Source organism: Inquilinus sp. Marseille-Q2685, from assembly GCF_916619195.1.
In the GTDB taxonomy this organism is placed as follows: Bacteria; Pseudomonadota; Alphaproteobacteria; order DSM-16000; family Inquilinaceae; genus Inquilinus.
Genome location: NZ_CAKAKL010000001.1, coordinates 1,520,913 through 1,545,523, shown reverse-complemented (window position 1 = coordinate 1,545,523; position 24,611 = coordinate 1,520,913). Strand labels below are relative to the sequence as shown.

Genomic DNA, 24,611 nt, shown 5'->3' with positions numbered 1-24,611 from the left:
CGGCCGCCGGCGGGGCGCCTACGGTTTCGGCTCGGCCGCGGTCCGGGCCGCCTACGGTTTCGGCTCGGCCGCGGTCCGGGCCGCCTACGGTTTCGGCTCGGCCGCGGTCCGGGCCGCCTGTTCCGCCTGCTGGGGTCGGGCCGCTTCGATGAACGGGCGCAGCATCGCCGCATAGGTGGCCGTCATCGCAGCCTTGTAGGCCGGCGCTGCGTGATTCTGCGTATCGCCGATGTGCTCGGATGCGAGCGGCACCGGCTCCGGCGCGGCCAGCGGCAGCCCGGTCGATTCGATCAGCCGGTCGGCTTCCCTGAAGAAATCACGTGACGGGCCGAGCAGCTCGGCAGCGACCGGACCGTGCGCGTAGACGCAGGTCAGGTTCCGCGCGCGGCACAGCTCCGCGATCCGTTGCAGGAAGTCGAGTTTGCCGGGAACGATATCCCCGGCCGTCAGGGGAGGGCCGAAGGGGGCACGCTTGGAGGCCTGCTTCACATAGTCGTTCTCGATCACGATGTCCCGGACCGGGCGGGAGAGGAGCCGCAGGACCGGCGCCCGGATCGCGGTCTTCAGCGTCTGCCAGTCGAGGAGCTCGCCGATCCACGCCCGGGCCATCGGCCACCGCAGGGTTTCCGGCAGGTCGGGATCCAGCACCCGCGGCGTCGACAGGACATAGCCGCGCAGATCGTCGGTGCGGGACATCATGTCGGCGGCCTGGACGATGACCACCGTCCGCAGCCCGGGCTCCTTCTCGACCGCTCGCCGGATCATGTTGTAGCTGCCGGCATAGCCGAACAGCCCGGTCAGGGCCAGATTGACCGACCGGCGGCCGGTCAGCCGGTCGAACGTCTCCGTATCGATGGCGTTGCCGAGCGAGCTGTCGCCGACGAACACGGTGTCGAACCCCGCGCTTCGATCCAGCTTCTCCAACTGGTAGGCGAGCAGGGGCGCGTAGTCGGGTAGGTCGGAGAACCACTTGACCTTGATCGAGAGCAGGCACAACGCGCCCAGAAGCACCGCGGCCAGGCCGAGGGAGACCGCGAGATAGCGGCCGCCGCTCTCAGAACTGGAAGTAGATGAATTCGGAGACGTCATTGGCGAAGAGCACCACTGCGACGAGGACCGCGGCGAGGGCGACGGCATGGGCAGGCCCCAGGCGCCACAGCAGCGGTCCGCGCGCCGGGGCGACCGCGACGGCGGCCAGGGTGGGACGGAAGCGGGCCAGGATCTGCTGCGTATTCGGCAGCCCCCAGACGATGGCGAGGCCGACCGCGATCAACGCCACGGCCTGCAGCGATGGCGCGCCGACGCCGTTCAGGCCGAGCAGGCCGGTGTAGACCGATCCCGCGGCGGCGAGATCCGGCGCCCGGAACGGCACCCAGGCGAGGATGACGGCCAGGAACGTTAGCGCGGCGGCCAGGGCGGCCGGCAGCCGGATGCCGCGCGGCCGGGCCCAATCGGAGAACAGGCGCGCCACCACGATGTAGGCGCCGTGCAGCGCTCCCCAGAGGATGAACTGCCAGCCCGCGCCGTGCCAGATGCCGCCCAGCAGCATGGTGATGAAGGCGTTGACGTAGCTGCGGGCCTTGCCCCGGCGGTTGCCGCCGAGCGGAATGTAGAGATAGTCGCGCAGGAAACGCGACAGGGTCATGTGCCAGCGCTGCCAGAAATCGGCGATCGACCGGGCCTTGTAGGGAGAATTGAAGTTCTCCGGCATGCGGATGCCGAACAGCCGGGCCAAGCCGATCGCCATGTCGGAATAGCCGGAGAAGTCGAAATAGAGCTGCAGGGTGTAGCCGAGCGTCGCCGTCCAGGCCGCGAAGAAGCTCGGCGCGTGACCCGCCGCCGCCTGCTCGAACACCGGCGACGCGTGCAGAGCGAGGGAATCCGCCAACACGGTCTTCTTGAACAGGCCGAAGGCGAACATGGTGACGCCCACGGCAATGTCGTCGCTGCCGATCCGCAGGCGGGGCAGCGCCGCGAACTGCACCGTCATCTCCTTGTGGTGCAGGATCGGCCCCGCGATCAGATGGGGAAAGAAGGTGACGAACAGGGCGTAGGCGAGCGGATCCCTGTCGTCCACCTTGCCGTGGTAGGCGTCGACCAGGAAGGCGATCTGGGTGAAGGTGTAGAATGAGATGCCGATGGGCAGGATGATCGACAGCGCCGGCCACTGCGCCGCCAGAAGGTCGTTCACCACCCCTTGGGCGAACACCGCGTATTTGAAGTAGCCCAGGAGCAGCAGGTCGACGCCGACCCCGAGCGCCAGCAGGGCGCGGCTGGGGCGGCGGACCAGCCCCATGCCGACCACGAAGTTGAAGAGGATCGAGCCCAGCAGCAGCGGCAGGTACCCGATCGACCACCAGCCGTAGAAGGCGACGGACGCCACCAGCAGGACCGGGACGCTGAGGATCGAAAGCCCGAGCCGCCGCGAGATGAAGAAGAATGCACAGGTAATCGGCAGAAAGATGAACAGAAACTCTGGTGAATTGAAGAGCATCGGCTGATCAGGCCCAAAGAGTTTCGTTGTTCGCAGCGCCGCATTGAGACGTATAAGCGATGCTCCCGCGCCTGCAAAAGGAATTTCCGATCACCGACGAGCCCCGATACGGCAACGGGCGGGGCCGGGCGACGCCGGTGTCTTGCCTTCCCGCTCACTCATTCCGAGGCGCCCGGATTCCGCTGGGATCCGGCGCATCGATCCGCGACGCGCCCCGGCAGTGACGACAGCAGCCGATGTCGTCTCGACGCCGGGACGGGGAGCACGGCAGCCCGCGGAGACCCCTAGTTGCGGGCGCCGGCTTGCGCGACCGCGGAGGGCCGTACCGTCGGAACAGGACGGCCCAGGCCCTGATACTGGAAGCCGGCTGAAGCCATTTCGTTGGGCTTGTAGACATTCCGCAGGTCGATGAAGACATCGCCCTGCATCGCCTCACGCATCCGCTTGAGATCGAGGCCGCGGAACTCGTTCCATTCGGTCAGGACCACGGCGCCGTCCGCCCCCTCCAGCGCGCCATAGGCGCTGGTCGCATAGGTGATCCCGGGCGGCAGGTGCTTCCGCGCCTCCTCCATGCCCTCGGGATCGAACGCCTGGATGCGGGCGCCGGCCTGCAGCAGGGCGGGCAGGATGGTGAGGCTGGGGGCCTCGCGCATGTCGTCGGTGTTCGGCTTGAAGGTCAGGCCGAGGACGGCGATCGTCCGGTCCCGGACCGACCCTCCGAACGCGGCTACGATGCGGTCGGTCATCTCGGCCTTGCGGCGCTCGTTCACGTCGATGACGGTCTCGACGATATGCTGCCGGGCACCGTAGTCCTGCGCCGTCTGCGCGAAGGCCAGGGTGTCCTTCGGGAAGCAGGAGCCGCCATAGCCCGGGCCCGGGTGCAGGAACTTCGGGCCGATGCGCCCGTCCAGCCCGATCGCCTTGGCCACGTCGTGCACGTCCGCCCCGACCTTTTCGCAGAGATTGGCCACCTCGTTGATGAAGGTGATCTTCATCGCGAGGAAGCTGTTGCTCGCATATTTGATCAGTTCGGCGGTTTCCAGCGTGGTGCTGACGATCGGCCGTTCGATCAGGTAGAGCGGGCGGTAGATGCTGCTGAGAACCTCCCGCGCCCGGTCGCTTTCGACGCCGATGACCACGCGGTCGGGCCGCATGAAGTCGTTGATGGCCGCGCCTTCGCGCAGGAACTCGGGATTCGAGGCCACGTCGAAATCCGCGTCGGGGCGGGTCTTCCTGATGATGGCCGCGACTTCCCGGCCGGTTCCGACGGGCACGGTCGATTTGGTGACCACGACGGCGTAGCCGGTGAGGGCGTCGGCGATCTCCGCCGCCGCGGCATAGACATAGGTCAGGTCCGCCCGCCCGTCGCCCCGCCGGCTCGGGGTGCCGACGGCGATGAAGACGGCGTCCGCCCCGTCCACCGCCGCCTTGAGGTCGGTGGTGAATGAAAGTCGGCCGCCGGCGACGTTCTTGGCCACCAGGGCGTCGAGCCCGGGCTCGTAGATCGGCATGACGTTCCGGCGCAGCTTCTCGATCCGCTCGGGATCCCGGTCGACGCAGATGACGTCGTGTCCGAGTTCGGAGAAGCACGTGCCGGATACCAGCCCGACGTAGCCGCTGCCGATCATCGCTATTCGCATGGGTCAGTCACCAATTCGGTTTGGCCGCGCTACGACACGAGGCGGCAACTCATACCAGGAGTGTGGGAGGGGTTCGAGTTTGAAATTGCGTGACATTGTTCGAGAGTATCGATCCGTCCCCGGTTGTCACGACGCCGGACGGCGGACCAGCCCCTGTGGCGGGACCGTACTCACGGATTGTGTTGCCGGTGTGGCGTATGCTCTGGGCGGCACAATATTCGACCATATTATTGGCGTCGACGGTGATGTCCACAAGCACATCGCCTCGCTGCAGGTTGACGCTGTCGGTCGGATGGCCCGGCTGGTCGAGGTGCATGCCGCACCTTCCGGAGGTCACATCTGCGGCTCGGCGGGAGAACGCGTGCGGCTGGGGATTGTTCCGGTCCCGTCATCACGAGATTTGTGGCATCAAGGTCACGTCGAAGGCCTTGTCGTGGCGCGGTGATCGTCGTCTTGACGCGCTCGGAAGAAAAATGCTTTCCATGCCGCGGATCGGAATATGCCAATCCTGCGAGGCTGGGACGTCATCACAGGCGGCATGCGGCTCGGATCAGTCGAGCGGCAGCGCTGCCGAAGCGCGGATTCTCTGGAGGATGTGAGTGGTTCAGCTAATCTCGACCGGGATCGAGGACGTCAAGCTCGTCAGCCTGCGCAAGTTCTCCGACGAGCGCGGCTATTTCTACGAATCCTGGAACGCCGATAAGTTCCGCGCCGCCGGGCTGCCGCTCGACTTCGTCCAGGACAACCAGGCCGGCAGCGTCGCCGCCGGAACCATGCGCGGCCTGCACTACCAGATCGCGCCGCACGCCCAGGGCAAGCTGATCGGCGTGATCCGCGGCTCGATCTACGACGTCGCGGTCGACATCCGCCGCGGCTCGCCCACCTTCGGCCGCTCCATCGGGGTGACCCTGACCGCGTCCGAACCCGCGCGGATCTGGATCCCGGTCGGTTTCGCCCATGGCTACGTCACGCTCGAGCCGGACACCGAGGTGGTCTACAAGGTCACCGCCGGCTACGCCCCGCAGGCCGAGGGCGGCCTCCGCTGGGACGATCCGGCGCTCGGCATCGACTGGCCGATCCCGCCGGCCGAGATGATCGTCAACGACCGCGACCGCAACTGGCCGCGCCTTGCCGACGCCCCCGCCCATTTCCAGTACGGTGCAGCATGACCATCTTCGTCACCGGCGGCGCCGGCTTCATCGGCTCGGCCCTGGTCCGCCAACTGGTCGCCGACGGCGAGACCGTCGTCACCATCGACAAGCTGACCTATGCCGGCAACCTCGACAATCTGGCCGGGCTGGACGCCACCGGCCGGCACCGCTTCGCCCGGGCCGACATCTGCGACGTCGACGCCATGCGGACCCTGTTCGCCGAGCACCGGCCGGACATCGTCTACCATCTGGCGGCCGAGAGCCATGTCGACCGGTCGATCGACGACCCGCTGGCCTTCGTCCGCACCAACGTCATGGGCACCGGCAGCCTGCTGACCGCGGCGCTGGAATACTGGCGCGGTCTGCCGAAGGGGAACGGCTTCCGTTTCCTGCACGTCTCGACCGACGAGGTCTATGGCGAGCTCGACGCGACCGGCCTGTTCTCCGAGACCAGCCCGTACCAGCCGAACTCGCCCTATTCCTCCAGCAAGGCCGGCTCCGACCACCTGGCCCGGGCTTGGCACCGCACCTACGGCCTGCCGGTGATGGTGTCGAACTGCTCGAACAATTACGGGCCGTACCAGTATCCGGAGAAGCTGATCCCGGTCGTCACCCTGAATGCGCTCGAGGGCAAGCCGCTGCCGATCTACGGCAAGGGCGAGAACGTCCGCGACTGGATTCATGTCGACGACCACGCCGCCGGGCTGCGGGCGATCATCGCCAAGGGCCGCCCGGGCGAGACCTATCTGGTCGGCAGCCGGTCCGAGCGCACCAACATCGACCTGGTGCGCCAGATCTGCCGCATCCTGGACGAGCTGCAGCCGGCGGCGCAGCCCTATGAGAGCCTGATCACCTACGTCACCGACCGGCCGGGCCACGACGCCCGCTACGCCATCGACCCGACCAAGGCGGAGACCGAGCTGGGCTGGCGGCCGAAGCACAGCCTGGAGCAGGGGCTGCGGCAGACCGTGGCCTGGTACATCGCCAATCGCGAGTGGTGCGCGCGGGCCGGCGAGCGCAGCCGCATCGGCCTCGGGCACGCCGCATGACGCTCGTCGTCCTCGGCGCCGGCGGCCAGGTCGGGCGCGAGCTGGCCGGTCTGGCCCGCGCGCAGGGCCTGACCGTGCGCGCCTTCGCCCGGTCGGAGGTCGACATCACCGACGCCGCCGCGGTGGCCGACGCCGTGCGCGGCGCCGATTTCGTCGCCAACTGCGCCGCCTACACCGCGGTCGACAAGGCCGAGACCGACCGCGACCGGGCCTTCGCCGTCAACGCGACCGGGCCCGGCGTGATCGCCCGCGCCTGCGCCGAGGCAGGGGCGGCGCTGCTGCACATCTCGACCGACTACGTCTTCCGCGGCGACGGCGACCGGCCGTGGCGTGAGGACGACCCGATCGCGCCTCTGTCGGTCTATGGCGAGAGCAAGGCGGCGGGTGAGGCGGCGGTCCGCGCGGCGCTGCCGCGGCACGTCATCCTGCGCACCGCCTGGGTCTTCGCCGCGCACGGCCACAACTTCGTCCGCACCATGCTGCGGCTGGGCGCCGAGCGGCCGGAGCTGCGGATCGTCGCCGACCAGCGCGGCGGCCCGACCGCTGCGGCCGACATCGCTGCGGCGATCCTGGCGATCCGCGAGCGCGCCCTGGCGCCCGGCTTCGACGGCTGGGGCACCTTCCACTTCGCCGGCGCCCCGGCCACGACCTGGTACGACTTCGCCGCCGCGATCTTCGCCGCGAAGGGCGGTCCCGCCCCGGTGCTGCACGCGATCGCGACCGCCGACTACCCGACCCCGGCACGGCGCCCGTCGAATTCGGTCCTGGATTGCGGCAGGATCGGCCAGGTGTTCGGGCTGGCGCAGCCCGATTGGCGGCAGGCGCTGTGTGCCGTCGTGCGGGCGCAATAGCGCCGCGGGCCAGGGGGGCGAGGTGGCTGATGTGCTGGTGATCGGGCGATCGAGCTTTCTCGCCCGCAGCTTCGTCGACGCCCACGGCGCCGACGGCCTCCGCCACGCCGCCTGGGCCGATGTGGCGCGGCCCGAGACCTTCGACGGCGTCGGCTGCGTCGTCAACTTCGCGATCGACCCCCGCTACCAGCGCGAGGCCTATGATCCGGCGCTCGACTGCGACCGCATCCTGGCGGATGCGATCGGCCGGGCGCAGCGCGGCGGCCGCATGCCGGCGGACGCGCATGTCGTAATGGTCAGCACCCGCAAGGTCTACGGCCCGGCCGGGGACGAGCCGCTGGCCGAAAGCCGGACTCCGGCGCCGCAGGACGCCTATGGCCGCAACAAGCTGGTGACCGAGCAGCTGCTGCAGGACCGGTTCGGCCCGAACCTCACCATCCTGCGCCTGTCCAACATCTTCGGCTTCGAGGACCTGCCCGGCCGCCGCACCTTCCTCGGCCTCCTGCTGCGGTCGCTGCGCGAGGAGGGGGTGATCCGCTACGACGTCAGCCCCTTCACGCTGAAGGACTTCCTGCCGGTCGGGGCGTTCGCGGCGGCGCTGGTGAAGGTGGTGCGGGCACGTCCTGGCGGGCTGTTCAACCTGGGCTCCGGCGTGCCGCTCGAGATCGGCTGGCTGGCGATGTGGATCCTGGAAGGCTTCGGCCGCGGCAGCCTCAGCGTCATCGATCCGTCGATCCGTGATGCGTTCACGATGAATGTGGACCGGTTCGCCGCGCGCTTCGGCCCGGTCGCCGGTCGCGACGACATCCGTGCGGCCTGCCTGGCCATCGGACAGCGTCTGGCCGCCTGAACGAAAGCGCCCGGCCGGGGCCGGGCGCTTCGGACGCATCAGGACGGGTCGACCCAGAAGGTGTCGGGGCGGTAGATCCCGAAATGCGCCCCGGGGTCCCAGGAGAAGATGCCCTTCTCCGGCACGTTGTGCAGCCGGGCCTTGACCACGACCGGCTGCAGCACGCCCTGCACCGTGCCGATCGAGGTCACCTCGTCCGACTGGATCTTGATCATCTCGCGGACGATGGCGTCGCGGCGGGCCGCATCGGTGGTGCCGCGCCATTCGTCGTAGAGGTCCATCAGCTTCCGGCCGAATTCGACATCCGGCTTCTCGCCCGCGCCGCCCTTGGTCTGCACGTATTGGCCCCATTTCGGGTACTGCAGCCAGTTCTGGTCGACCGGGGCCAGCTGCGAGGGCACGGTCGTCGGCGTGATCAGGCCGTTGTCCCAGCCGGTCCACACCGACATCACCGTGTCGCCGGCGAAGATCCGCTGCAGGAACACGTCGCGCTGCGACTGGGCGGTGTGAAGGGCGATGCCGATCTTGGCCCAGCTCTCGCGGACCAGCTGCAGGATGTCGGTCTCGAGAGTGCGCTCGCCGGCGCTCTCGACCACGATCTCCAGCCGCTTGCCGTTCGGCATCAGCCGGATGCCGTCGCCGTCGCGCTTGGTCAGGCCGATTTCGTCCAGCAGGGCGTTGGCCTTCTGCGGGTCGAACGCGGCCCATTCGGTCGCCGCCGTCTCGTCGTAATAGGGCGATTCCGGCAGCACCGTGTTCTGGCTCGGCCGGGCCTGGCCGAAGAACACGGTCTGGTTGATCTCGTCGCGGTCGATGCCGAGCGACAGGGCGCGGCGGAAGCGGACGTCGCGGTTGAGAGCCCGCCAGTCGGGGTCGTTGCAATTCAGGTTCGGATACAGCGCGACTTCGGACCCCAGCGCCGTCGGCCACAGCCGCACCTTGTAGCCGCCCTTCTGCTCCCCGGCCTTGAGGAAGCTGATGTTGTCGAAGCGCAGGCCGCGGGCCTGCAGGTCGGCCTCGCCGGTGCCGGTCTTGGCCGGGATCAGCGATCCCTCGACCACGTTGACGACGACGCGGTCGAGATAGGGCAGCTGCCGGCCCTGGCTGTCGATCCGGTGGTAATAGGGGTTGCGGACGAAGATGAAGCGCTCCGCCGGGGCCTTGGTGGTGTTGACCCAGGGCTCCAGCACCGGCAGGTCCGGATTGGCCGAATCGATCAGCTTTTCGCGCTGCTTGTAGAGCGCGACCCAGTTGCGGGCGCCGGCTTCCTTGACCAGCGCGTCCAGCGCCGCGGCGTCGGTGTATTTCTTGTGGAACTGCTTCAGGTAATGCGCCGGCGCGAAGATGTAGAGCGGGCTGGCCCCCGCGATAGCCGGCAGGAACTCCGGGTTCGGCTTGGACCAGGAATAGCGGACGGTCTGCGCGTCCGGATACTCGACCTTCGGCAGCTCCCCGTCGACCAGCAGGCGCGAATCCGGGCCGTAGGGCATCAGCTCCTTGTCCAGCGACACGTCTTCCCAGAAGTAGCGGAAGTCGTCGCTGGTGAAGGGCTGGCCGTCGGACCATTTGTGGCCCGGCCGCAGATGCAGCGTGAACACCTTCTCGCCGTCGACATCGACCGACTGCAGGATGTCGGGACGCAGCTTGAAGTCCGGGCCGTAGCCGACCAGCCGGGCATAGCTGTAGGTGTTCATGATCCGGATGTCGCGGGCGCGGCCGGCCATCCAGCTGATCTCGCCGCCCGGCTTGCCGGGCTCCTTCTGCTCCGCCGCCAGGTCGACCACCGACGGCACTTCCGGAACGCGCTGCGCCACCGGCGGCAGCTTGCCGGCCGCCACATCCTGCTCGTACATCGGCGTCTCGACCAGCGTCGCGGCGCCGGCCGGGACGGCAACGGCCATCGCGACGGCAGCCGTGGCGGCCGTGGCCAAACGTGAAATCCAGGTCATCTGCCTACCCTGTTGTGGGTTTTGGTCGTTTCCCTCGAAGGCCGGCAGTATCGACCCCCCGGGTGGGGATTGTGAAGCCGGACAATTGGGGCAGGGCGACAGCGCGCCGGCCCTTCTTCTGAATCCATCCGGAACGGAACGGGTCTTCGGAAAGTCATTACGGGTGAGACCGTCAGCATTTGCACACGGCGGCACCGTAGGGACGGATGGAGACAGCGTGATGTCGAATTCGATCTGGAAGCGCTACGGCTATGGATGGGTGACGCTGGGCTTCTTCGTCATCTCCCTGGTCGGGCACTGGCTGTTCGGCTGGTTCGCCTATGTCGACGAGCAGCGGCAGCACGGGGCCGCGCCGGAGATCGCGGCCTATGTCGTCGAGATGTCGCGCGACACGCTGGAGAACTGGCAGTCGGAATTCCTGCAGCTGCTCTGGCAGATCGGCGGCCTGGCCTTCCTGCTCTATGTCGGCTCGCCGCAATCCAAGGAGGGCGACGACCGGATGGAGGCCAAGATCGACGCCATCCTCGCCGCAGTCGAGCCGGAGCGCGCTGACGCGCTGATCGACGAGATCGACCGCGACTATGCCGGCCGCCACACCGATCACCGCTGGACCAGGATGGCGGCGTCGGGCGCGCCGTCGCGTCAGCCGCCTTCGCGATAGTTCCTGCGGACCGCCTCCTCGGAGGCCCGCTTCATCTCCGGGCTGCGGCGGCGACGGCGCCATTGCATGGTGCCGTAGATCATGCCGCCGGCCAGGATCGCGACCAGAAGCACGTCGACCACGAGCCACAGCCATCCGCCGATATCCATAGCCGTCCTTCGCCGTGACCTGGGCGGCGAGCGGCCGCCCTTCAGAAGGTGACTCCCCGGGCGGCGGTTCGGTTCCCTGGACGCGTCAGCCCGGCCGGATCCGCAGCGCCTCGTCGGCCACGACCTGCTCCTCGTCGGTCGGGATCACCAGAACGGCGACGCTGCCGCCGGGCGCGACGCCGAGCCAGCCGAGCCGGCCGCAGATCCGGGCGCGGATCTCCGGCTGGTGCTCGCCGATGCCGGCGGTGAAGACCAGGGCGTCGAGCCCGCCCAGCGTGACGGCGAGGGCGGCGACGGCCTGGGCGATGCGGAAGGCGAAGATCTCGACCGCCTCGCGCGCCGCCGGGGCGGCGCTGGCCAGCAGCTCGCGCGTGTCGCCGCTGATCCCGGACAGGCCGAGCAGCCCGGCGCGATGGTAGAGCAGGTCCTCCACCTCCGCGACCGCCATGCCGCCGGGGCCGAGCAGATGCAGCAGCACGCCGGCGTCGAGCGCGCCGGGCCGGGTCGCCATCGGCACCCCGTCGAGGGCGGAGAAGCCCATCGTCGTCTCGACGCTGATCCCGTCCCGCAGGGCGCACAGGCTGGCGCCGCTGCCGAGATGGGCGACGACCACGCGCCCGGCCGCGATCTCGGGATGGTCGCGGCGCAGCGTGTCGGCGATGAACCGGTAGGACAGGCCGTGGAAGCCGTAGCGCTTGATGCCGCGATCGTGCAACGGCCGGGGCAGGGCGAAGCGGCGCACGTGATCCGGCTGCCCGGCATGGAAGGCGGTGTCGAAGGAGGCGGTCTGGACGATGCCGGGCCGCAGCGCGCTCATCGCCTCGATCAGCCGCAGCGCCGGCGGCTGATGCAGCGGCGCCAGCGGCACCAGCGCCTCCAGCTGCCCGAGAACCTGCTCGGTGATGCGGACCGGGCCGGTGAAGGCCTCGCCGCCATGCACCACCCGGTGCCCGGCCAAGGCGAGGCCGTCGAGGCCGAGCCGGTCGTCCAGCACGCGCAGGCAGCCGCCGAGCACGGCCCGCAGGTCGCCCGCATCCGCGACGCCGATCTCGATGGCGTCGGAAGCACCCTCCAGCCGCAGCGCCGGCGGCCGTCCCTTGAGGTCGAGCACGGCCTTGGCGTGGCGCGCCGCCCGGCCCTCGCGCGCCTCGAAGAGGCCGAGCTTGATCGAGGATGAGCCGGCGTTGAGGGCCAGGATCTCCATCTCAGTCGAACGGCGCCGCGGTGCCGCGGGCGGGCCAGCTCCAGTCGGCGACATCCGGCATGTCGCGGCCGTGCTGCCGGACATAGTCGTGATGTTCCGCCAGCCGCTCCTGGAACCGGCGGCGGGCCCGGTCGCCCTCGGCGCCGAGCTGCGGCAGCCGGTCGATCGCGGCGATGGCCAGGTGGAACCGGTCGAGCTGGTTCAGCACCACCATGTCGAAGGGCGTGGTCGTCGTGCCCTCCTCGCGATAGCCGTGGACGTGGAAATTGTCGTGGTTGGTGCGCTTGTAGGTCAGGCGGTGGACCAGCTGCGGATAGCCGTGGAAGGCGAAGATCACCGGCCTGTCCCTCGTGAACAGGGCGGTGAACGCCTCCTCCGGCAGCCCGTGCGGATGCTGCGCCTTCGGCTGCAGCGCCATCAGGTCGACGACGTTGACCAGGCGGATGCGCAGCGCCGGCAGCTGCTCGCGCAGCAGCGACACGGCGGCGACCGCCTCCAGCGTCGGCACGTCGCCGGCGCAGGCCAGCACCACGTCCGGGTCGCCGTCGCCCTCGTTGCTGGCCCAGCCCCAACGGCCGATCCCGGCGGCGCAATGCGCGGCCGCCCGATCGATGTCCAGCCATTGCGGCGAGGGCTGCTTGCCGGCGACGATGACGTTGATCCGGTCATAGGTGCGCAGGCAGTGGTCGGTCACCGCCAGCAGCGTGTTGCCGTCGGGCGGCAGGTAGACCCGGACGATGTCGACCTTCTTGTTGACGACATGGTCGATGAAGCCGGGATCCTGGTGGCTGAAGCCGTTATGGTCCTGCCGCCAGACATGCGAAGTCAGCAGGTAGTTCAGCGACGAGATCGGCTGCCGCCATTCCAGCCCGCGGGTGACCTTCAGCCATTTGGCGTGCTGGTTCACCATTGAATCGACGATGTGGATGAAGGCCTCGTAGCAGGAGAACAGGCCGTGCCGGCCGGTCAGGAGATAGCCTTCCAGCCAGCCCTGGCACAGATGCTCGCTCAGCACCTCCATCACCCGGCCCTCGGGCGCCAGGTGCACGTCCTCGGGCAGGATGTCCTCCATCCACACCCGGTCGGTCGCCTCGAACACGGCGTCGAGGCGGTTGGACGCGGTCTCGTCCGGCCCCATCAGCCGGAACGTCTCCGGATTCTGCCGGATGACGTCGCGCAGCAGCTGGCCCATGGCGCGGGTGGCCTCGCCGCGGCTGCCGCCCGGGCCCGGCACGTCGAGGGCGAAGCTGCGGTAGTCCGGAAGTTCCAGCTCCTTGCGCAGGCGCCCGCCATTGGCGTGCGGGTTCGCGCCCATGCGCCGGTCGCCCCGCGGCGCCAGCGCCTGCAGCTCCGGCACCAGCCGGCCGGACTCGTCGAACAGCTCCTCCGGCCGGTAGCTGCGCATCCAGGCCTCGAGCTGGGCGAGGTGCTCCGGCTTGTCGGCGAGGCCGGACAGCGGCACCTGGTGCGACCGCCAGAACCCCTCGGTCTTCAACCCGTCGACCTCCTTCGGCCCGGTCCAGCCCTTGGGTGTGCGCAGGATGATCATCGGCCAGGGCGGCCGGGCCAGGCCGTCGGCCTGCGTGCCCGCCCGGATCTCGCGGATGCGGTCGACGACGATGTCGAGCGTGGCCGCCATGGCCTTGTGCGTCGGCGCCGGGTCCGAACCCTCGACGAAATAAGGCTCGTAGCCGAAGCCTTCGAACAGCCGCAGCAGCTTCTCGTCGGTCATCCGGCCCAGGATGGTCGGGTTGGCGATCTTGTAGCCGTTCAGGTGCAGGATCGGCAGCACGGCGCCGTCGATCCGCGGATTGAGGAACTTGTTGGAGTGCCAGGAGGCGGCCAGCGGCCCGGTCTCGGCCTCGCCGTCGCCGATGACGCAGGCGACGATCAGCTCCGGGTTGTCGAAGGCGGCGCCGTAGGCATGGGCCAGGGCATAGCCCAGCTCGCCGCCCTCATGGATCGACCCCGGCGTCTCCGGCGCGGCGTGGCTGGGGATGCCGCCGGGGAAGGAGAACTGCCGGAACAGCCGGCGCATCCCCTCCCGGTCCCGGCCGACCTCCGGATAGATCTCGGAATAGGTGCCTTCGAGATACGTGTTGGCGACCACCGCCGGCCCGCCGTGGCCGGGGCCGCAGATGAAGATCATGTCGAGGTCGTCGCGGGCGATCACCCGGTTGAGATGGGCGTAGATGAAGTTCAGCCCGGGCGTCGTGCCCCAGTGGCCGAGCAGCCTGGGCTTGATGTGCCCGATCGCCAGCGGCTCCTCGAGCAGCGGGTTGTCGAGCAGGTAGATCTGCCCGACCGACAGGTAGTTCGCCGCCCGCCAATAGGCGTCGAGCAGCTCCAGCTCCCGTTCCATCGCTTGGGTCTCCGCTATCCCGCCCGGTCGTCTTCCCCAGTGATCTGAAGCGGACCGGCGATAATTCCAGGCCGTGCCGGCCATTCTCCGGAAAACGCTTGCGCCCCGACCGGAACGGGCCGTCCGCGGACGCTGTTGCCGAACTGAATCCCACTCAGTCTCAGCCACGGGAGAATGCGCGATGGCCCGCCCGACCGCCGGCGACGTCCTGGTCGAAACCCTGATCGACTGGGGGGTGGACACCGTCTTCGGCATTCCCGGCGACGGCATCAACGGGGTGATCGAGGCGCTGCGGACCCGGCAGGACCGGATCCGCTTCATCCAGGTGCGGCACGAGGAATCGGCCGCCTTCGCCGCCTGCGCCTATGCCAAATGGACCGGCAGGCTGGGCGTCTGTCTCGCCACCTCCGGGCCCGGCGGCATCCATCTGCTGAACGGGCTCTACGACGCCAAGCTGGACGGCCAGCCCGTGCTGGCGGTCACCGGGCTGCAGTTCCACGACTTGGTGCACACCTTCACCCAGCAGGATGTCGAGCTGGACAAGCTGTTCGCCGACGTCGCGGCCTACAACGTCCGGATCATGGGGCCGAACCATGTCGAGAACGCGGTCGAGCTGGCCTGCCGGACGGCGCTGGCCCGCCGCGGGGTGGCCCATGTCACCATCCCGGTCGACATGCAGTCGCAGCCGGTCGAGGCGCGGACGCGGTCGGAGCGCAACATCCCCGGCCATGTCTCCGACGTGAGGGCCCCGCCGGCCCAGATGCCGGGCGAGGACCAGATCGCGCGCGCCGCAGCGATCCTGAATGCGGGGACGAAGACCGCCATCCTGGCCGGCCGCGGCGCCCTCGCCGCCCGCGACGTGCTGGAGGCGGTGGCGGAGCGGCTGGGCGCGCCGGTGATCAAGCCGCTGCTCGGCAAGGGGGCGCTGCCGGACGACAGCCCCTATTCGACGGGCGGCATCGGGCTGCTCGGCACCCTGCCGTCGCAGGAGGCGCTGGAGGACTGCGACACGCTGCTGATCGCCGGCAGCGCCTTCCCCTATATCGAGTACTACCCCAAGCCGGGGCAGGCGCGGGCGGTGCAGATCGATCTCGACCCGCAGCGCATCGGCCTGCGGTACCCGGTCGAGGCCGGCCTGGCCGGCGACACGCGGAAGGTGCTGGAGCAGCTGCTGCCGCGCCGGGCCCATCGCGACGCCCGGTCCTTCCGGGCCAAGGCGCAGGAGGGGATGAAGGCGTGGAACGCGCTGATGGTCGAGCGCGGCACCCGCCGGGACCACCCGATGAAGCCGCAGGTGGTGGCGCATGAGCTGGACCGGCTGCTGCGCCACGACGCCATCGTCGCCACCGATTCCGGCACCATCACCACCTGGGCGGCGCGGCACCTGACGATGCGGGACGGGATGATGTTCTCCTGCTCCGGCAACCTCGCCTCGATGGCCTGCGGCCTGCCCTATGCCATCGCCGCGGCGGTGGCCTATCCGGACCGGCAGGTGGTGTGCTTCATCGGCGATGGCGGCCTGACCATGCTGATCGGCGAGCTGGCCACCTGCGTGAAATACGGGCTGAACATCAAGATCGTGGTGATCAAGAACAACGCCCTCGGCCAGATCAAATGGGAGCAGATGGTGTTCCTGGGCAACCCGGAATATGTCTGCGAGCTGCAGCCGGTCGACTTTGCCACGGTGGCGCGCGGCTTCGGCGTCGCCGGCTGGTCCGTGGACGACCCGGCCCGCTGCGGCGAGGTGCTGCGCGAGGCGATGGCGGCGCCCGGCCCGGCCCTGGTCGAGGCGGTGGTCGACCCGCACGAGCCGCCGATGCCGGCCAAGGCGACGCTGAAGCAGGCGGCGCATCTGGCCGCGTCCCTGGCCCGCGGCACGCCGGCCCGGCGCAAGATCGCGATGACGGTCGCCTCCGACACGGTGCGGGAGCTGGTCTAGGAGCGGCCGCGATGTTCGAGGGTTTCGCTCTCGAGAGGATCGAGCTGCCCGAGGCCGTGCTGAGGGTGCGCCATGGCGGCGCCGGGCCGCCGGTGCTGCTGCTGCACGGCCATCCGCGCACCCATGCGACGTGGCACCGGGTGGCGCCGCTGTTGGCCGAACGCCACACCGTGGTCTGCCCGGACCTGCGCGGCTTCGGCCGCTCGTCGAAGCCGGCGGACACGCCCGACCACGCCGGCTCCTCCAAGCGGGCCAAGGCCCGGGACTGCGTCGCGCTGATGGAACGGCTGGGCTTCCCGCGCTTCGCCGTCGTCGGGCACGATCGCGGCGCCTATACGGCGTTCCGCGCCGCCATGGACCATCCGGACCGGATCAGCCATCTCGCCGTGCTCGACGCCGTGCCGATCCTGGAGGCGCTGGAGCGCTGCAATGCCCGCTTCGCCCGGGCGTGGTGGCACTGGTTCTTCTTCGGCCAGCCGGGCAAGCCGGAACGGGCGATCCTGGCCGATCCGGACGCCTGGTACGGCGCCACCGCCGGACAGATGGGCGCCGAGGCTTATGCGGATTATCGCGAGGCGATCCACGATCCGGACACCGTCCACGGCATGATCGAGGACTACCGCGCCGGGCTCGGCATCGACCGCGAGCACGATGCCGAGGACCGCAGCGCCGGGCGGCAGGTCGGGTGCCCGACGCTGGTCCTGTGGGCGTTGCTGGACGACCTCGAGGATCTCTACGGCGACGTGCTGGCGGTGTGGCGGCCCTGGGCCCGCGACCTGCGCGGCCGCGGCCTCGGCTGCGGCCACCACATGGCCGAGGACGCTCCGGAGATGCTGGCCCGCGAATTGTCGCGGTTCCTGCGGGCCTGACCGGGACGCGTCAGGCGAAGATCGCGATCAGCAGGATCACGACCGCCACCAGGAGGCCGACCAGGATCGGCAGCGTCGAGCGGCGGCCGCCCTCCTGCTCCGGCCCGCGTGCCAGGCTGATGTCGAGCGCGCTCTCGATCGCCCGCCGCCCTTCCGGTTCGCCCTCCGTCGGCCGCTCCGCGGTGCCGCCCGGGCCTCGCCGTGCCGTCTCGGGATCCGACGTCATGTCTCGTCTCCACCGGCAATCTCCGCGGCGGCCGGACATGGCCGCCGCTGACGGATCAATGGCGGCAGGCCGCGTCCCGTTCCGGTCGCATGGGACGGTCCATGCCGGTCGTCCCGGACGACGCGAGAAGAGTGGGGTCGTCGATGTCGGAGGAGGGAAGGAATGGTGCCGAAGCGGGGATTTGAACCCCGGACCTACTGATTACGAATCAGTTGCTCTACCCCTGAGCTACTTCGGCGCGCGGGGCGGGCACCCTATACAGGGCGCGCGCCGCAGCGTCAACCGGCGGTCGCGGCCGGAACCGGGGTGACCGCCGTGGTCCCGGCCGGCGGCACCGGCGCGGGCAGGAAGGCATCGATCTCGACCGGCGCCAGGGCCAGGCCGCGGGCCGGGCCGGGGATGCGCCAGGCCAGCGTGTCGAAGCCGTGGCAATGGCCGCACAGCGCCGACCAGCGCTCGGCCTGGGCGCCGCAGGCGTCGCATTCCCAGGCCTCGTCCGGCGCCGCGGTCTGGGCCTTGGCCAGCCAGCTGCGCGCCGCGATCGGGTCGTTGCGCTCCGCCGTCTCCAGATCGGCCAGCAGGCGGTAGACGCGCCGCGACGGCGCCACCTGCTCGGCCTTCAGGAGATGGGTGCGGGCGCTGCCCCAGAGCTGGGCCGACAGCTCGGCTTCGGCCAGGGTCAGGAGGCCGGTCGCCGAATCCGGCCGCAGTCGCACCAGCTTCTCCAGCCGCTTGACCTTCAGCAGCGTGCCCTCGTCGGCCGGGCCCAACGCGGCATAGGCGCGGGCGATCTCCGCATGCGGCGCGCGGCCCCAGCTCTTCTCCAGGAGGCGCGCGGCCTGGCTGTCGCGGCCGGTCCGCTGCAGCAGCCGGCTCTCCTGCAGCGCCGCCGGCACGAAGTCCGGCTCCAGCCCCACCGCCTTGTGGGCGAAGTCCAGCGCCTGGGACAGGTTGCCCGCCTCCTCGGCCTCGCGGCTGCGCTCGACCAGGATGCGGGTCTTGAAGCGCCGCCCGTCCTCGGCCGAGATCGCCTTGACCCGGACCGACTGGGCGAGGCTCAGCTGGGCGTCGGCCCAGCGCCGCTGCGCCACCTCCAGGTCGAAGCAGGCGCGGTGGGTCCACGCCGCGTCCGGCCGCAGCGACCGGGCCCGCTGCGCCATCTCCAGCGCCGGCGCGGAGTCCTTGTTGCGCAGCGACTGGTTCAGGAGGCCGCGCAGGCCCAGGAACTCCATGTCCGGCCGGCGCAGCATCGCCTCGAAATAGCGGGTGGCGGCGGTGTCGTCGCCGGCCAGCTGCGCCGCCTGGGCGGACAGCAGCAGGGTCAGCGGCGGCTCGTCCAGCAGCACGTCGGCCTTGCGGGCGAAGCGGCGCGCCGCCTCGGCGTCGCCGGCGGCGACCGCGACCATGCCGCGGGTCAGGGCGCGATAGCCCTTCTCCCGGCGGGCGAAGCGGCGGCCTTCGACGAAGCGTCCCGGCGCCCGGCGCAGCGAGCGCCAGAAGCGGTAGAGATACGCCGCCAGCAGCATCAGCGCCGCCGCGGCCGCCACCAGCACCGCGACCGAGGTCTCGATCACCCGGCCCTGCCACTGGATCTCGACATGGCCGGGCCGGTCCGCCAGCCAGACCGCGACGGCGATCAGGATGGCGAGCTTGAGGGCGTAGAGCAGCAGACGCTTCATGGCGCCTTCGGGGGCTGGGTGTCGGCGGGCTTGGCTCCGGTGTCCCCGGCCGCGGCGTCGCTCGCCGCCGCCAGGCGCTGCACCGCCAGGGCGGACAGGCTCTGCAGCGCCGATTCCGCCGACAGCCGGGCTTCGGCCTGGCTGCGCCACCCGGCCAGGGCGGAGGCCGCGGGGCCGCTCAGGCCCTTGACCGCCTCGACCGCGCCGGCCAGGTCGCCGCGCTGCAGCCGGCCTTCGGCCCGGGCCAGCACGGCGTTGGTGTCGGTGCCCTCGACCTCGCCCGGGGCCGGGCGGACGGTGACCAGGTCCTGGACCACGGACAGGCTGCGGTCGACCCAGTCGCCGCTCTGCGGCTGGTCGGCCTTGCGCGCCGCCTCCGCCGCCTGGGCGAAGCCGGTGGCCAGGGCGGCGCGGCTGGGCACGCCCTTCGCCGCCGGCTCCAGCGCCGCCACGGCGTTGGCCAGGCCGGCGTCGTTCTGGGCCAGGCCGCGCAGCAGGGCCAGCGTCTCGTCCAGGGGGGCGCCGGTGTCCAGCGCGCTGCGCAGCTGGCCCGCGGCCAGGCTCAGGGCCTGCGCGCCGGTGTCGCTGTTGCGCAGCCGCTCGACCGTCGCCTTGACCGCGTCGACCTGCTGCTGCAGCGCGGCCAGGGTGCTGCCGTTGGCCTGGGCGCCGGCGGACAGGGTGGCGACCGTGTCGCCCAGCGTCTTCACCGCGGCCTGGGCCGATTCCAGCGCCGCGATCCGGGCTTCCAGCGCCGCCACGGCCTCCGGGGCCGGCGCGGGAGCTGCCGGGGCGGGAGCGGGCTGCTGCGGCGGCTGTTGCGGCTGGACGTTCGGCTGGGGCTGCTGCGGCGCGGTGCCGGCCAACTGGTCCAGCTTCTGCTGGATCGCGTCGACCCGGGCGGCCAGCTCGGCGCGGCCCTTCTCGATCGCCGCGGGATCGACCGGGCCGCCGGGCGGCTTCTCCAGCGCCTCGACCCGCTTGCCCAGCCCGTCGATCGCCTCGGAGATGCCGGACGGGAAGTCGGCCAGGCGCTTCTCGATGAAGGCGACGCGGTCGCCCAGTGTCGGCGACCCTTGCGGCGCCGGGGCGGGCGTGGCGGAACCGAACAGGCGCGGCGACCAGATCGGCGCGGTGGCCGAGACCGCGGCGAAGACGATGGCGACGGCCGCCGCGGTCCAGGCCGAGCGGGCGACGTTGCCCGGCGGCTCGGCCGGGGGTGGCGGCGGAACGGTCGGCGGGCCGACGCGCGGCGGGCCGGGCGGCGTCTCCGGCTCGGCCAGCTCGGCCGGCTCGGGCGCGCCTTCCTCCGGCGTCGCCGGGCGGGTGCGCGCCAGCTCGGCCGGGTCGAGCGCGATGCCGTGGGTCCGGGCCGCGGCCAGGATGTCGGCGTGGCGCTGCTCCGGAATGGCGTTGCGCCGCTTCCAGCCCTGCACCGTGGTCACTGGCACGGTCAGCTTCGCCGCCATCGGCCGGATGCCGCCGAAGGCCTCGATCACCCGCTCGGTCGGGGTCAGCGGCCCTTCGCTCGGGAGGCCCAGCGCCTCCTCGGGCGGCGGTGCGGCAGGATCGCCGGCCTTGTCGGGGGACTCCGGCTGAGCCTGAGAGGTGGCCGACGCGTCGTCCGGCTGCTGGGAGTCAGGGCTGGTGGCCGCTGCTTCGCCTGGCTTGTCGGGGGTCGGGTCCATACCGTTCGCCGTCCTCGTCTCTTGCTCAGCGGGAAAATCGGAAAGCCGCGCCAGCAGCGACGGCGAATCCGGCCTGTCCGCGATTCGCACCGCCCGCCAGGGCGACGGATCCAGCGCCTGGGCGACGGCCGGGCTCAGGCAGACCGCCGTCAGCCCGGCGAGGCGATGGGTCAGTTCGACCCGGGCCGCGAGGGTAGCAAAGACCTTCGCGGTGCGGGGAGAGAAAAACACCACCCCCGCCAGCCCGGGGTCGGCCAGGGCGGCCACCGCCGCCGGGGGCAGCGCCGCGGCCGGCCGGGCGCGGTACAGGACGATCCGCCGCACAGTGAAGCCCGCGAGCAGGGCGGTCAGGTCGCGGGCCACGTCCTCGCCCGACGGGTGCAGCAGCACGCCGCCCGCCGGGTCCAGCCGGGCCCGGGCCAGATCGGCCAGGTCCGCCCCGTCGCCGGCGGCGCTGGCCACGTCGCGGAAGCCGAGCGAGCGGGCCAGCTCGGCGGTGGCGTCGCCGACCGCCAGCACCGGCAGGTCGCGCCGCGTCACCCGCCGGGCGAAGGCGTCGATGCCGTTGCGGCTGGTGGCCAGCACCGCCTGCACGTCGCCGAGGTCGATCGGGCCGGGGTCGACCGGCTCGATCTCCAGAATCGGGGCGATCACGGGGTCGAGGCCACGGTCGCGCATCGCCTCGGCGAAGCGTTCGGCCTCCTCCCGCGGCCGGGTGACCAGCCAGCGCGTCATCATCCGGCCAGGAAATGGGGACCGATGCGGCGGCGCAGGGCCTCGCCGGCCTCGGCGCCCAGCCGCGCCGCCTCGGAGCGATGGCCGCCGCGCCGGTCCTCGTGCATCTCGCTGCCGTCCGGCAGGGCGACGCGGGAGATCAGGGTCAGCGCGTCGCCGGGCCCCAGCTCGGCCAGCGCCGCGATCGGGGTGCGGCAGCTGCCGTCCAGCGCCGCCAGCAGGGCGCGCTCGGCCGCCACCCGGTCGCCGGTGTCGGGGTCGTGGATCGGGGCCAGCAGGGCGCGCACCCGGTCGTCCGCCTCGCGGCATTCGATACCGATGGCGCCCTGCGCCACCGCCGGCAGCATCTCCTGCGGGTCGAGCACGGCCGAGACGCGGTCGGCCTTGCCCAGGCGCTTCAGCCCGGCCAGGGCCAAGAGGGTGGCGTCGACCGCGCCGGCGTCCAGCTTGGCCAGGCGGGTGTCGACATTGCCGCGGAACGGCACCACCCGCAGGTCGGGCCGCAGCGCCAGAAGCTGCGCCTGCCGCCGCAGGCCGGAGGTGCCGACCACGGCGCCCGGCTTCAGCGCGGCCAGGCTGGCCGGGCCGGTCAGGGCGGCGTCGCGGGCGAACAGCGCGTCGCGCGGGTCCTCGCGCGGCAGCAGGGCGCCGATGATCAGCCCGTCCGGCAGCCGGGTCGGCATGTCCTTCATCGAATGGACGGCGATGTCCAGGCTGCCGTCCAGCAGGCCGTCCTCGATCTCCTTGGTGAACAGCCCCTTGCCGCCGATCTCGGACAGGGGCCGGTCCTGCACCCGGTCGCCGGTGGTGCGGACGGCCTGGATCTCGACCGCGCCGGGCGCGGCCAGGGCCGGGTGCGCCGCGATCAGACGCCGCCGCGTCTCCTCGGCCTGGGCGAGGGCAAGGGCGCTGCCGCGCGTGCCGATGCGGAGAACGGTGCTCATGGCCCGACTTCTAGAAGCCCCGCGCCCGGCGGGCAAGCCGCGTAGGTCGGTTTCGCCACGGTCCTTTCGCCACACGCCCGGACCGCCTATATCGGGCCGATCATGATCGTGCTCGGCATCGAGACCTCCTGCGACGAGACGGCGGCGGCGCTGGTCGACGACCAGCGGCGCATCCTCGCCAATGTCGTGCTCAGCCAGATCGAGGAGCATGCCCCCTATGGCGGCGTGGTGCCCGAGGTGGCGGCGCGCGCCCATCTGGCGCATCTCGATGGCGTGGTCCGCCGGGCGCTGGCCGAGGCCGGGATCGGCCTCGACGCGGTCGACGGCATCGCCGCCACCGCCGGCCCGGGCCTGATCGGCGGCGTCGCCGTCGGGGTGATGACCGCCAAGGGCATCGCCGCCGCCCGCGGGCTGCCCTTCCTCGGCGTCAACCACCTCGAAGGCCATGCCCTGACGGCGCGGCTGACCGACGGCGTCGACTTCCCCTATCTGCTGCTGCTGGTCTCCGGCGGCCACTGCCAGCTGCTCTGCGTCGAGGGCGTCGGGCGCTACCGGCGCTGGGGCACCACCATCGACGACGCGGTCGGCGAGGCCTTCGACAAGGTCGCCAAGATGCTCGGCCTCGGCCATCCTGGCGGGCCGCTGGTCGAGGCCGCGGCGAAGAACGGCGACCCGAGGCGCTTCGCCCTGCCGCGGCCGATGGTCGGCCGGCCCGACTGCGACTTCTCCTTCTCCGGCCTCAAGACCGCGGTGCGCCGCGCCGTCGCCGATCTGCCGCAGCTGCCGGCGGCGCAGGACGTCGCCGATCTCTGCGCCGCCTTCCAGGACTCGGTCGCCGCCTCGCTGGCCGACCGGGCGAAGCGCGCCATCGCCCGGTTCCGGGACGAGCATCCGGCCGGCGGCGCCTTCGTCGTGGCCGGCGGCGTCGCCGCCAACCAGCGGCTGCGGGCCCGCCTGTCCGAGGTCGCGGAGAAGGCCGGGCTGCCCTTCGTCGCGCCGCCGCTGAAGCTGTGCACCGACAACGGCGCCATGATCGCCTGGGCCGGGCTGGAGCGGCTGCGCCTCGGCCTGGTCGACGGGCTGGACTGCGCGCCGCGGCCGCGCTGGCCGCTCGACCCCACCGCCGCGGCGGCGATCGGCGCCGGGGTCAAGGCTTGACCCGCCGGATCGCCGTGATCGGCGCCGGCGCATGGGGCACGGCGCTGGCGCAGAGCTTCGCCGGGGCCGGGCACAGGGTGATGCTGTGGGCCCGCGACCCGGACCGCGCCGCGGCGATGCAGGACGGCCGCGAGAACGCCGCCTATCTGCCCGACATCGCGCTGCATCCGGGGATCGCGGTCACCGCCGACCTCGCCGCAACGGAAGGGCTGCGGGTCCTGGCCGTGCCGGCGCAGCATCTGCGCGCGATCCTGGGGCAACTCCAGCCACAACCCGGGCCTCTGGTGATCACCGCCAAGGGCATCGAGACCGCGACCGAGCTGTTCATGGACCAGGTCGCCGCCCAGGCGCGGCCGGAGGCGACGCCGGCGCTGCTGTCCGGCCCCAGCTTCGCCGCGGAGGTGGCGCAGGGCCTGCCGACCGCGCTGACCCTGGCCTGCGCCGATGCCGAGGCCGGCGCCGCCCTGGCCCGCAGCCTCGGCCACAGGACCCTGCGCCTGTACTGGAGCGAGGATCTGCGCGGCGTCGCTCTGGGCGGCGCGCTGAAGAACGTGCTGGCGATCGCCGCCGGCATCGTCACCGGCCGGGGCCTGGGCGAGAACGCCCGGGCGGCGCTGGTCACCCGCGGCCTGGCCGAGATGGCGCGGCTCGGCGCCGCGCTCGGGGCGCGGGCGGAGACGCTGACGGGCCTGTCCGGCCTCGGCGACCTGCTGCTGACCGCCTGCAGCGCCACCAGCCGCAACACCTCGCTCGGCATCGCACTGGGGCAGGGCCGGCCGCTGGCGCAGATCCTGGGCGAGCGCCGCTCGGTCACCGAAGGGGTGTGGACCGCGGCGGCGGCGGCTCGGCTGGCGGCGCGGGCGGGCGTCGATGCGCCGGTGATCGCCGCGGTCGACGCCGTGCTGAACCGCGGCGCCGCGATCGACACCGCCATCGCCGGCCTGCTGCTGCGCCCGGCGAAACGCGAGGCGTGAGACGGAGAAGGACGTCCCGGCGAGCCTAAACCCGCTATC

Annotated in this window: 21 protein-coding genes and 1 tRNA gene; 9 read left to right on the top strand and 13 right to left on the bottom strand. The window is 71.4% G+C overall.

The genetic code is table 11. The features are described from left to right. Positions 1-84: 84 nt before the first annotated feature. From LG391_RS07340 to LG391_RS07325, 4 genes are all read right to left on the bottom strand, one after another. A complete protein-coding gene (locus LG391_RS07340) occupies positions 85-1,089 on the bottom strand; it encodes a hypothetical protein (RefSeq protein ID WP_225767317.1) in 1,005 nt (334 codons plus the stop codon). Beyond that, the gene (locus tag LG391_RS07335; RefSeq protein WP_225767316.1) at positions 1,055-2,383 is read right to left on the bottom strand and encodes an MBOAT family protein; all 1,329 of its coding nucleotides are present in this window, start codon (positions 2,381-2,383) and stop codon (positions 1,055-1,057) included. The genes LG391_RS07340 and LG391_RS07335 overlap by 35 nt, the downstream gene beginning before the upstream one ends. Before the next feature lie 395 nt (positions 2,384-2,778). Next, positions 2,779-4,134: a UDP-glucose/GDP-mannose dehydrogenase family protein gene (locus LG391_RS07330; protein WP_225767315.1), complete on the bottom strand. Its 1,356-nt coding sequence runs from the start codon at positions 4,132-4,134 to the stop codon at positions 2,779-2,781. A gap of 49 nt (positions 4,135-4,183) precedes the next feature. Beyond that, positions 4,184-4,450, bottom strand: a complete 267-nt coding sequence (locus LG391_RS07325) for a hypothetical protein (protein ID WP_225767314.1) — start codon at positions 4,448-4,450, stop codon at positions 4,184-4,186. 283 nt (positions 4,451-4,733) lie between these two features. On the opposite strand from LG391_RS07325, the gene rfbC reads away from it, so the two are divergent. Genes rfbC through LG391_RS07305 form a run of 4 tightly spaced genes read left to right on the top strand, consistent with a single transcriptional unit; the run spans position 4,734 to position 8,035 of the window. After that, positions 4,734-5,303 (top strand): dTDP-4-dehydrorhamnose 3,5-epimerase, encoded by a 570-nt coding sequence (gene rfbC / locus LG391_RS07320; protein ID WP_225767313.1) that lies wholly within the window; start codon positions 4,734-4,736, stop codon positions 5,301-5,303. After that, complete coding sequence (gene rfbB, locus LG391_RS07315) at positions 5,300-6,334, top strand: dTDP-glucose 4,6-dehydratase (protein WP_225767312.1); 1,035 nt, start codon at positions 5,300-5,302, stop codon at positions 6,332-6,334. The genes rfbC and rfbB overlap by 4 nt, the downstream gene beginning before the upstream one ends. Beyond that, positions 6,331-7,185, top strand: coding sequence for a dTDP-4-dehydrorhamnose reductase (rfbD, locus tag LG391_RS07310; protein ID WP_225767311.1), 855 nt, complete (start codon positions 6,331-6,333; stop codon positions 7,183-7,185). Before rfbB ends, rfbD begins: the two co-directional genes overlap by 4 nt. 22 nt (positions 7,186-7,207) lie before the next feature. Further along, positions 7,208-8,035 carry an NAD(P)-dependent oxidoreductase gene (locus tag LG391_RS07305; RefSeq protein WP_225767310.1) on the top strand — a complete coding sequence of 276 codons (828 nt, stop codon included), beginning with the start codon at positions 7,208-7,210 and terminating at the stop codon, positions 8,033-8,035. 38 nt (positions 8,036-8,073) lie between these two features. Here the strand turns inward: LG391_RS07305 and LG391_RS07300 are convergent, their stop codons facing one another. Then, complete coding sequence (locus LG391_RS07300; protein WP_225767309.1) at positions 8,074-9,984, bottom strand: ABC transporter substrate-binding protein; 1,911 nt, start codon at positions 9,982-9,984, stop codon at positions 8,074-8,076. A 220-nt stretch (positions 9,985-10,204) separates the two neighbouring features. Here LG391_RS07300 and LG391_RS07295 point away from each other — a divergent pair, with 220 nt between their 5' ends. Beyond that, on the top strand, positions 10,205-10,645 hold the full coding sequence (locus tag LG391_RS07295) for a DUF6766 family protein (RefSeq protein ID WP_225767308.1): 441 nt from the start codon (positions 10,205-10,207) through the stop codon (positions 10,643-10,645). Here the strand turns inward: LG391_RS07295 and LG391_RS07290 are convergent. The 3 genes from LG391_RS07290 to LG391_RS07280 all read right to left on the bottom strand — a co-directional run bounded on the left by LG391_RS07290 (position 10,627) and on the right by LG391_RS07280 (position 14,378). Next, entirely contained in the window at positions 10,627-10,794 is a 168-nt protein-coding gene (locus LG391_RS07290; protein WP_225767307.1) for a hypothetical protein, read from the bottom strand. The two genes, LG391_RS07295 and LG391_RS07290, sit on opposite strands and share 19 nt — an antisense overlap. Positions 10,795-10,879: 85 nt before the next feature. Next, positions 10,880-11,998, bottom strand: coding sequence for an acetate/propionate family kinase (locus tag LG391_RS07285; protein WP_225767306.1), 1,119 nt, complete (start codon positions 11,996-11,998; stop codon positions 10,880-10,882). Between the two features lies 1 nt (position 11,999). Beyond that, positions 12,000-14,378, bottom strand: a complete 2,379-nt coding sequence (locus LG391_RS07280; protein WP_255646490.1) for a phosphoketolase — start codon at positions 14,376-14,378, stop codon at positions 12,000-12,002. A gap of 163 nt (positions 14,379-14,541) precedes the next feature. Here LG391_RS07280 and LG391_RS07275 point away from each other — a divergent pair, with 163 nt between their 5' ends. Further along, the gene (locus LG391_RS07275) at positions 14,542-16,299 is read left to right on the top strand and encodes a thiamine pyrophosphate-dependent enzyme (RefSeq protein WP_225767304.1); all 1,758 of its coding nucleotides are present in this window, start codon (positions 14,542-14,544) and stop codon (positions 16,297-16,299) included. An 11-nt stretch (positions 16,300-16,310) separates the two neighbouring features. Continuing rightward, complete coding sequence (locus tag LG391_RS07270) at positions 16,311-17,168, top strand: alpha/beta fold hydrolase (RefSeq protein WP_225767303.1); 858 nt, start codon at positions 16,311-16,313, stop codon at positions 17,166-17,168. A gap of 10 nt (positions 17,169-17,178) precedes the next feature. On the opposite strand, the gene LG391_RS07265 is transcribed toward LG391_RS07270, so the two are convergent. The 5 genes from LG391_RS07265 to hemC all read right to left on the bottom strand — a co-directional run bounded on the left by LG391_RS07265 (position 17,179) and on the right by hemC (position 22,440). Beyond that, a complete protein-coding gene (locus LG391_RS07265) occupies positions 17,179-17,394 on the bottom strand; it encodes a hypothetical protein (RefSeq protein WP_225767302.1) in 216 nt (71 codons plus the stop codon). Between the two features lie 163 nt (positions 17,395-17,557). Beyond that, positions 17,558-17,632 (bottom strand) — tRNA-Thr (locus tag LG391_RS07260). Positions 17,633-17,672: 40 nt separating this feature from the next. Continuing rightward, positions 17,673-19,073: a heme biosynthesis protein HemY gene (locus LG391_RS07255; protein WP_225767301.1), complete on the bottom strand. Its 1,401-nt coding sequence runs from the start codon at positions 19,071-19,073 to the stop codon at positions 17,673-17,675. Beyond that, a complete protein-coding gene (locus LG391_RS07250) occupies positions 19,070-21,496 on the bottom strand; it encodes a uroporphyrinogen-III synthase (protein ID WP_225767300.1) in 2,427 nt (808 codons plus the stop codon). The genes LG391_RS07255 and LG391_RS07250 overlap by 4 nt, the downstream gene beginning before the upstream one ends. Continuing rightward, a complete protein-coding gene (gene hemC / locus LG391_RS07245; RefSeq protein WP_225767299.1) occupies positions 21,496-22,440 on the bottom strand; it encodes a hydroxymethylbilane synthase in 945 nt (314 codons plus the stop codon). The genes LG391_RS07250 and hemC overlap by 1 nt, the downstream gene beginning before the upstream one ends. Positions 22,441-22,542: 102 nt before the next feature. Here hemC and tsaD point away from each other — a divergent pair, with 102 nt between their 5' ends. After that, positions 22,543-23,598, top strand: a complete 1,056-nt coding sequence (gene tsaD / locus LG391_RS07240) for a tRNA (adenosine(37)-N6)-threonylcarbamoyltransferase complex transferase subunit TsaD (RefSeq protein ID WP_225767298.1) — start codon at positions 22,543-22,545, stop codon at positions 23,596-23,598. After that, on the top strand, positions 23,595-24,572 hold the full coding sequence (locus LG391_RS07235) for an NAD(P)H-dependent glycerol-3-phosphate dehydrogenase (protein ID WP_225767297.1): 978 nt from the start codon (positions 23,595-23,597) through the stop codon (positions 24,570-24,572). The genes tsaD and LG391_RS07235 overlap by 4 nt, the downstream gene beginning before the upstream one ends. Positions 24,573-24,611 lie beyond the last annotated feature (39 nt).

What these genes read in the sequence shown, in the direction of transcription:
- LG391_RS07295 (WP_225767308.1), top strand. Translation starts at nt 10,205, where the DNA reads ATGTCGAATTCGATCTGGAAGCGCTACGGCTATGGATGGGTGACGCTG.
- rfbD (WP_225767311.1), top strand. Translation starts at nt 6,331, where the DNA reads ATGACGCTCGTCGTCCTCGGCGCCGGCGGCCAGGTCGGGCGCGAGCTG.
- LG391_RS07275 (WP_225767304.1), top strand. Translation starts at nt 14,542, where the DNA reads ATGGCCCGCCCGACCGCCGGCGACGTCCTGGTCGAAACCCTGATCGAC.
- tsaD (WP_225767298.1), top strand. Translation starts at nt 22,543, where the DNA reads ATGATCGTGCTCGGCATCGAGACCTCCTGCGACGAGACGGCGGCGGCG.
- LG391_RS07330 (WP_225767315.1), bottom strand. Translation starts at nt 4,134, where the DNA reads ATGCGAATAGCGATGATCGGCAGCGGCTACGTCGGGCTGGTATCCGGC.
- LG391_RS07340 (WP_225767317.1), bottom strand. Translation starts at nt 1,089, where the DNA reads ATGACGTCTCCGAATTCATCTACTTCCAGTTCTGAGAGCGGCGGCCGC.
- LG391_RS07270 (WP_225767303.1), top strand. Translation starts at nt 16,311, where the DNA reads ATGTTCGAGGGTTTCGCTCTCGAGAGGATCGAGCTGCCCGAGGCCGTG.
- LG391_RS07325 (WP_225767314.1), bottom strand. Translation starts at nt 4,450, where the DNA reads ATGCACCTCGACCAGCCGGGCCATCCGACCGACAGCGTCAACCTGCAG.
- LG391_RS07255 (WP_225767301.1), bottom strand. Translation starts at nt 19,073, where the DNA reads ATGAAGCGTCTGCTGCTCTACGCCCTCAAGCTCGCCATCCTGATCGCC.
- LG391_RS07265 (WP_225767302.1), bottom strand. Translation starts at nt 17,394, where the DNA reads ATGACGTCGGATCCCGAGACGGCACGGCGAGGCCCGGGCGGCACCGCG.
- LG391_RS07300 (WP_225767309.1), bottom strand. Translation starts at nt 9,984, where the DNA reads ATGACCTGGATTTCACGTTTGGCCACGGCCGCCACGGCTGCCGTCGCG.
- LG391_RS07290 (WP_225767307.1), bottom strand. Translation starts at nt 10,794, where the DNA reads ATGGATATCGGCGGATGGCTGTGGCTCGTGGTCGACGTGCTTCTGGTC.
- LG391_RS07285 (WP_225767306.1), bottom strand. Translation starts at nt 11,998, where the DNA reads ATGGAGATCCTGGCCCTCAACGCCGGCTCATCCTCGATCAAGCTCGGC.
- rfbB (WP_225767312.1), top strand. Translation starts at nt 5,300, where the DNA reads ATGACCATCTTCGTCACCGGCGGCGCCGGCTTCATCGGCTCGGCCCTG.
- LG391_RS07250 (WP_225767300.1), bottom strand. Translation starts at nt 21,496, where the DNA reads ATGACGCGCTGGCTGGTCACCCGGCCGCGGGAGGAGGCCGAACGCTTC.
- hemC (WP_225767299.1), bottom strand. Translation starts at nt 22,440, where the DNA reads ATGAGCACCGTTCTCCGCATCGGCACGCGCGGCAGCGCCCTTGCCCTC.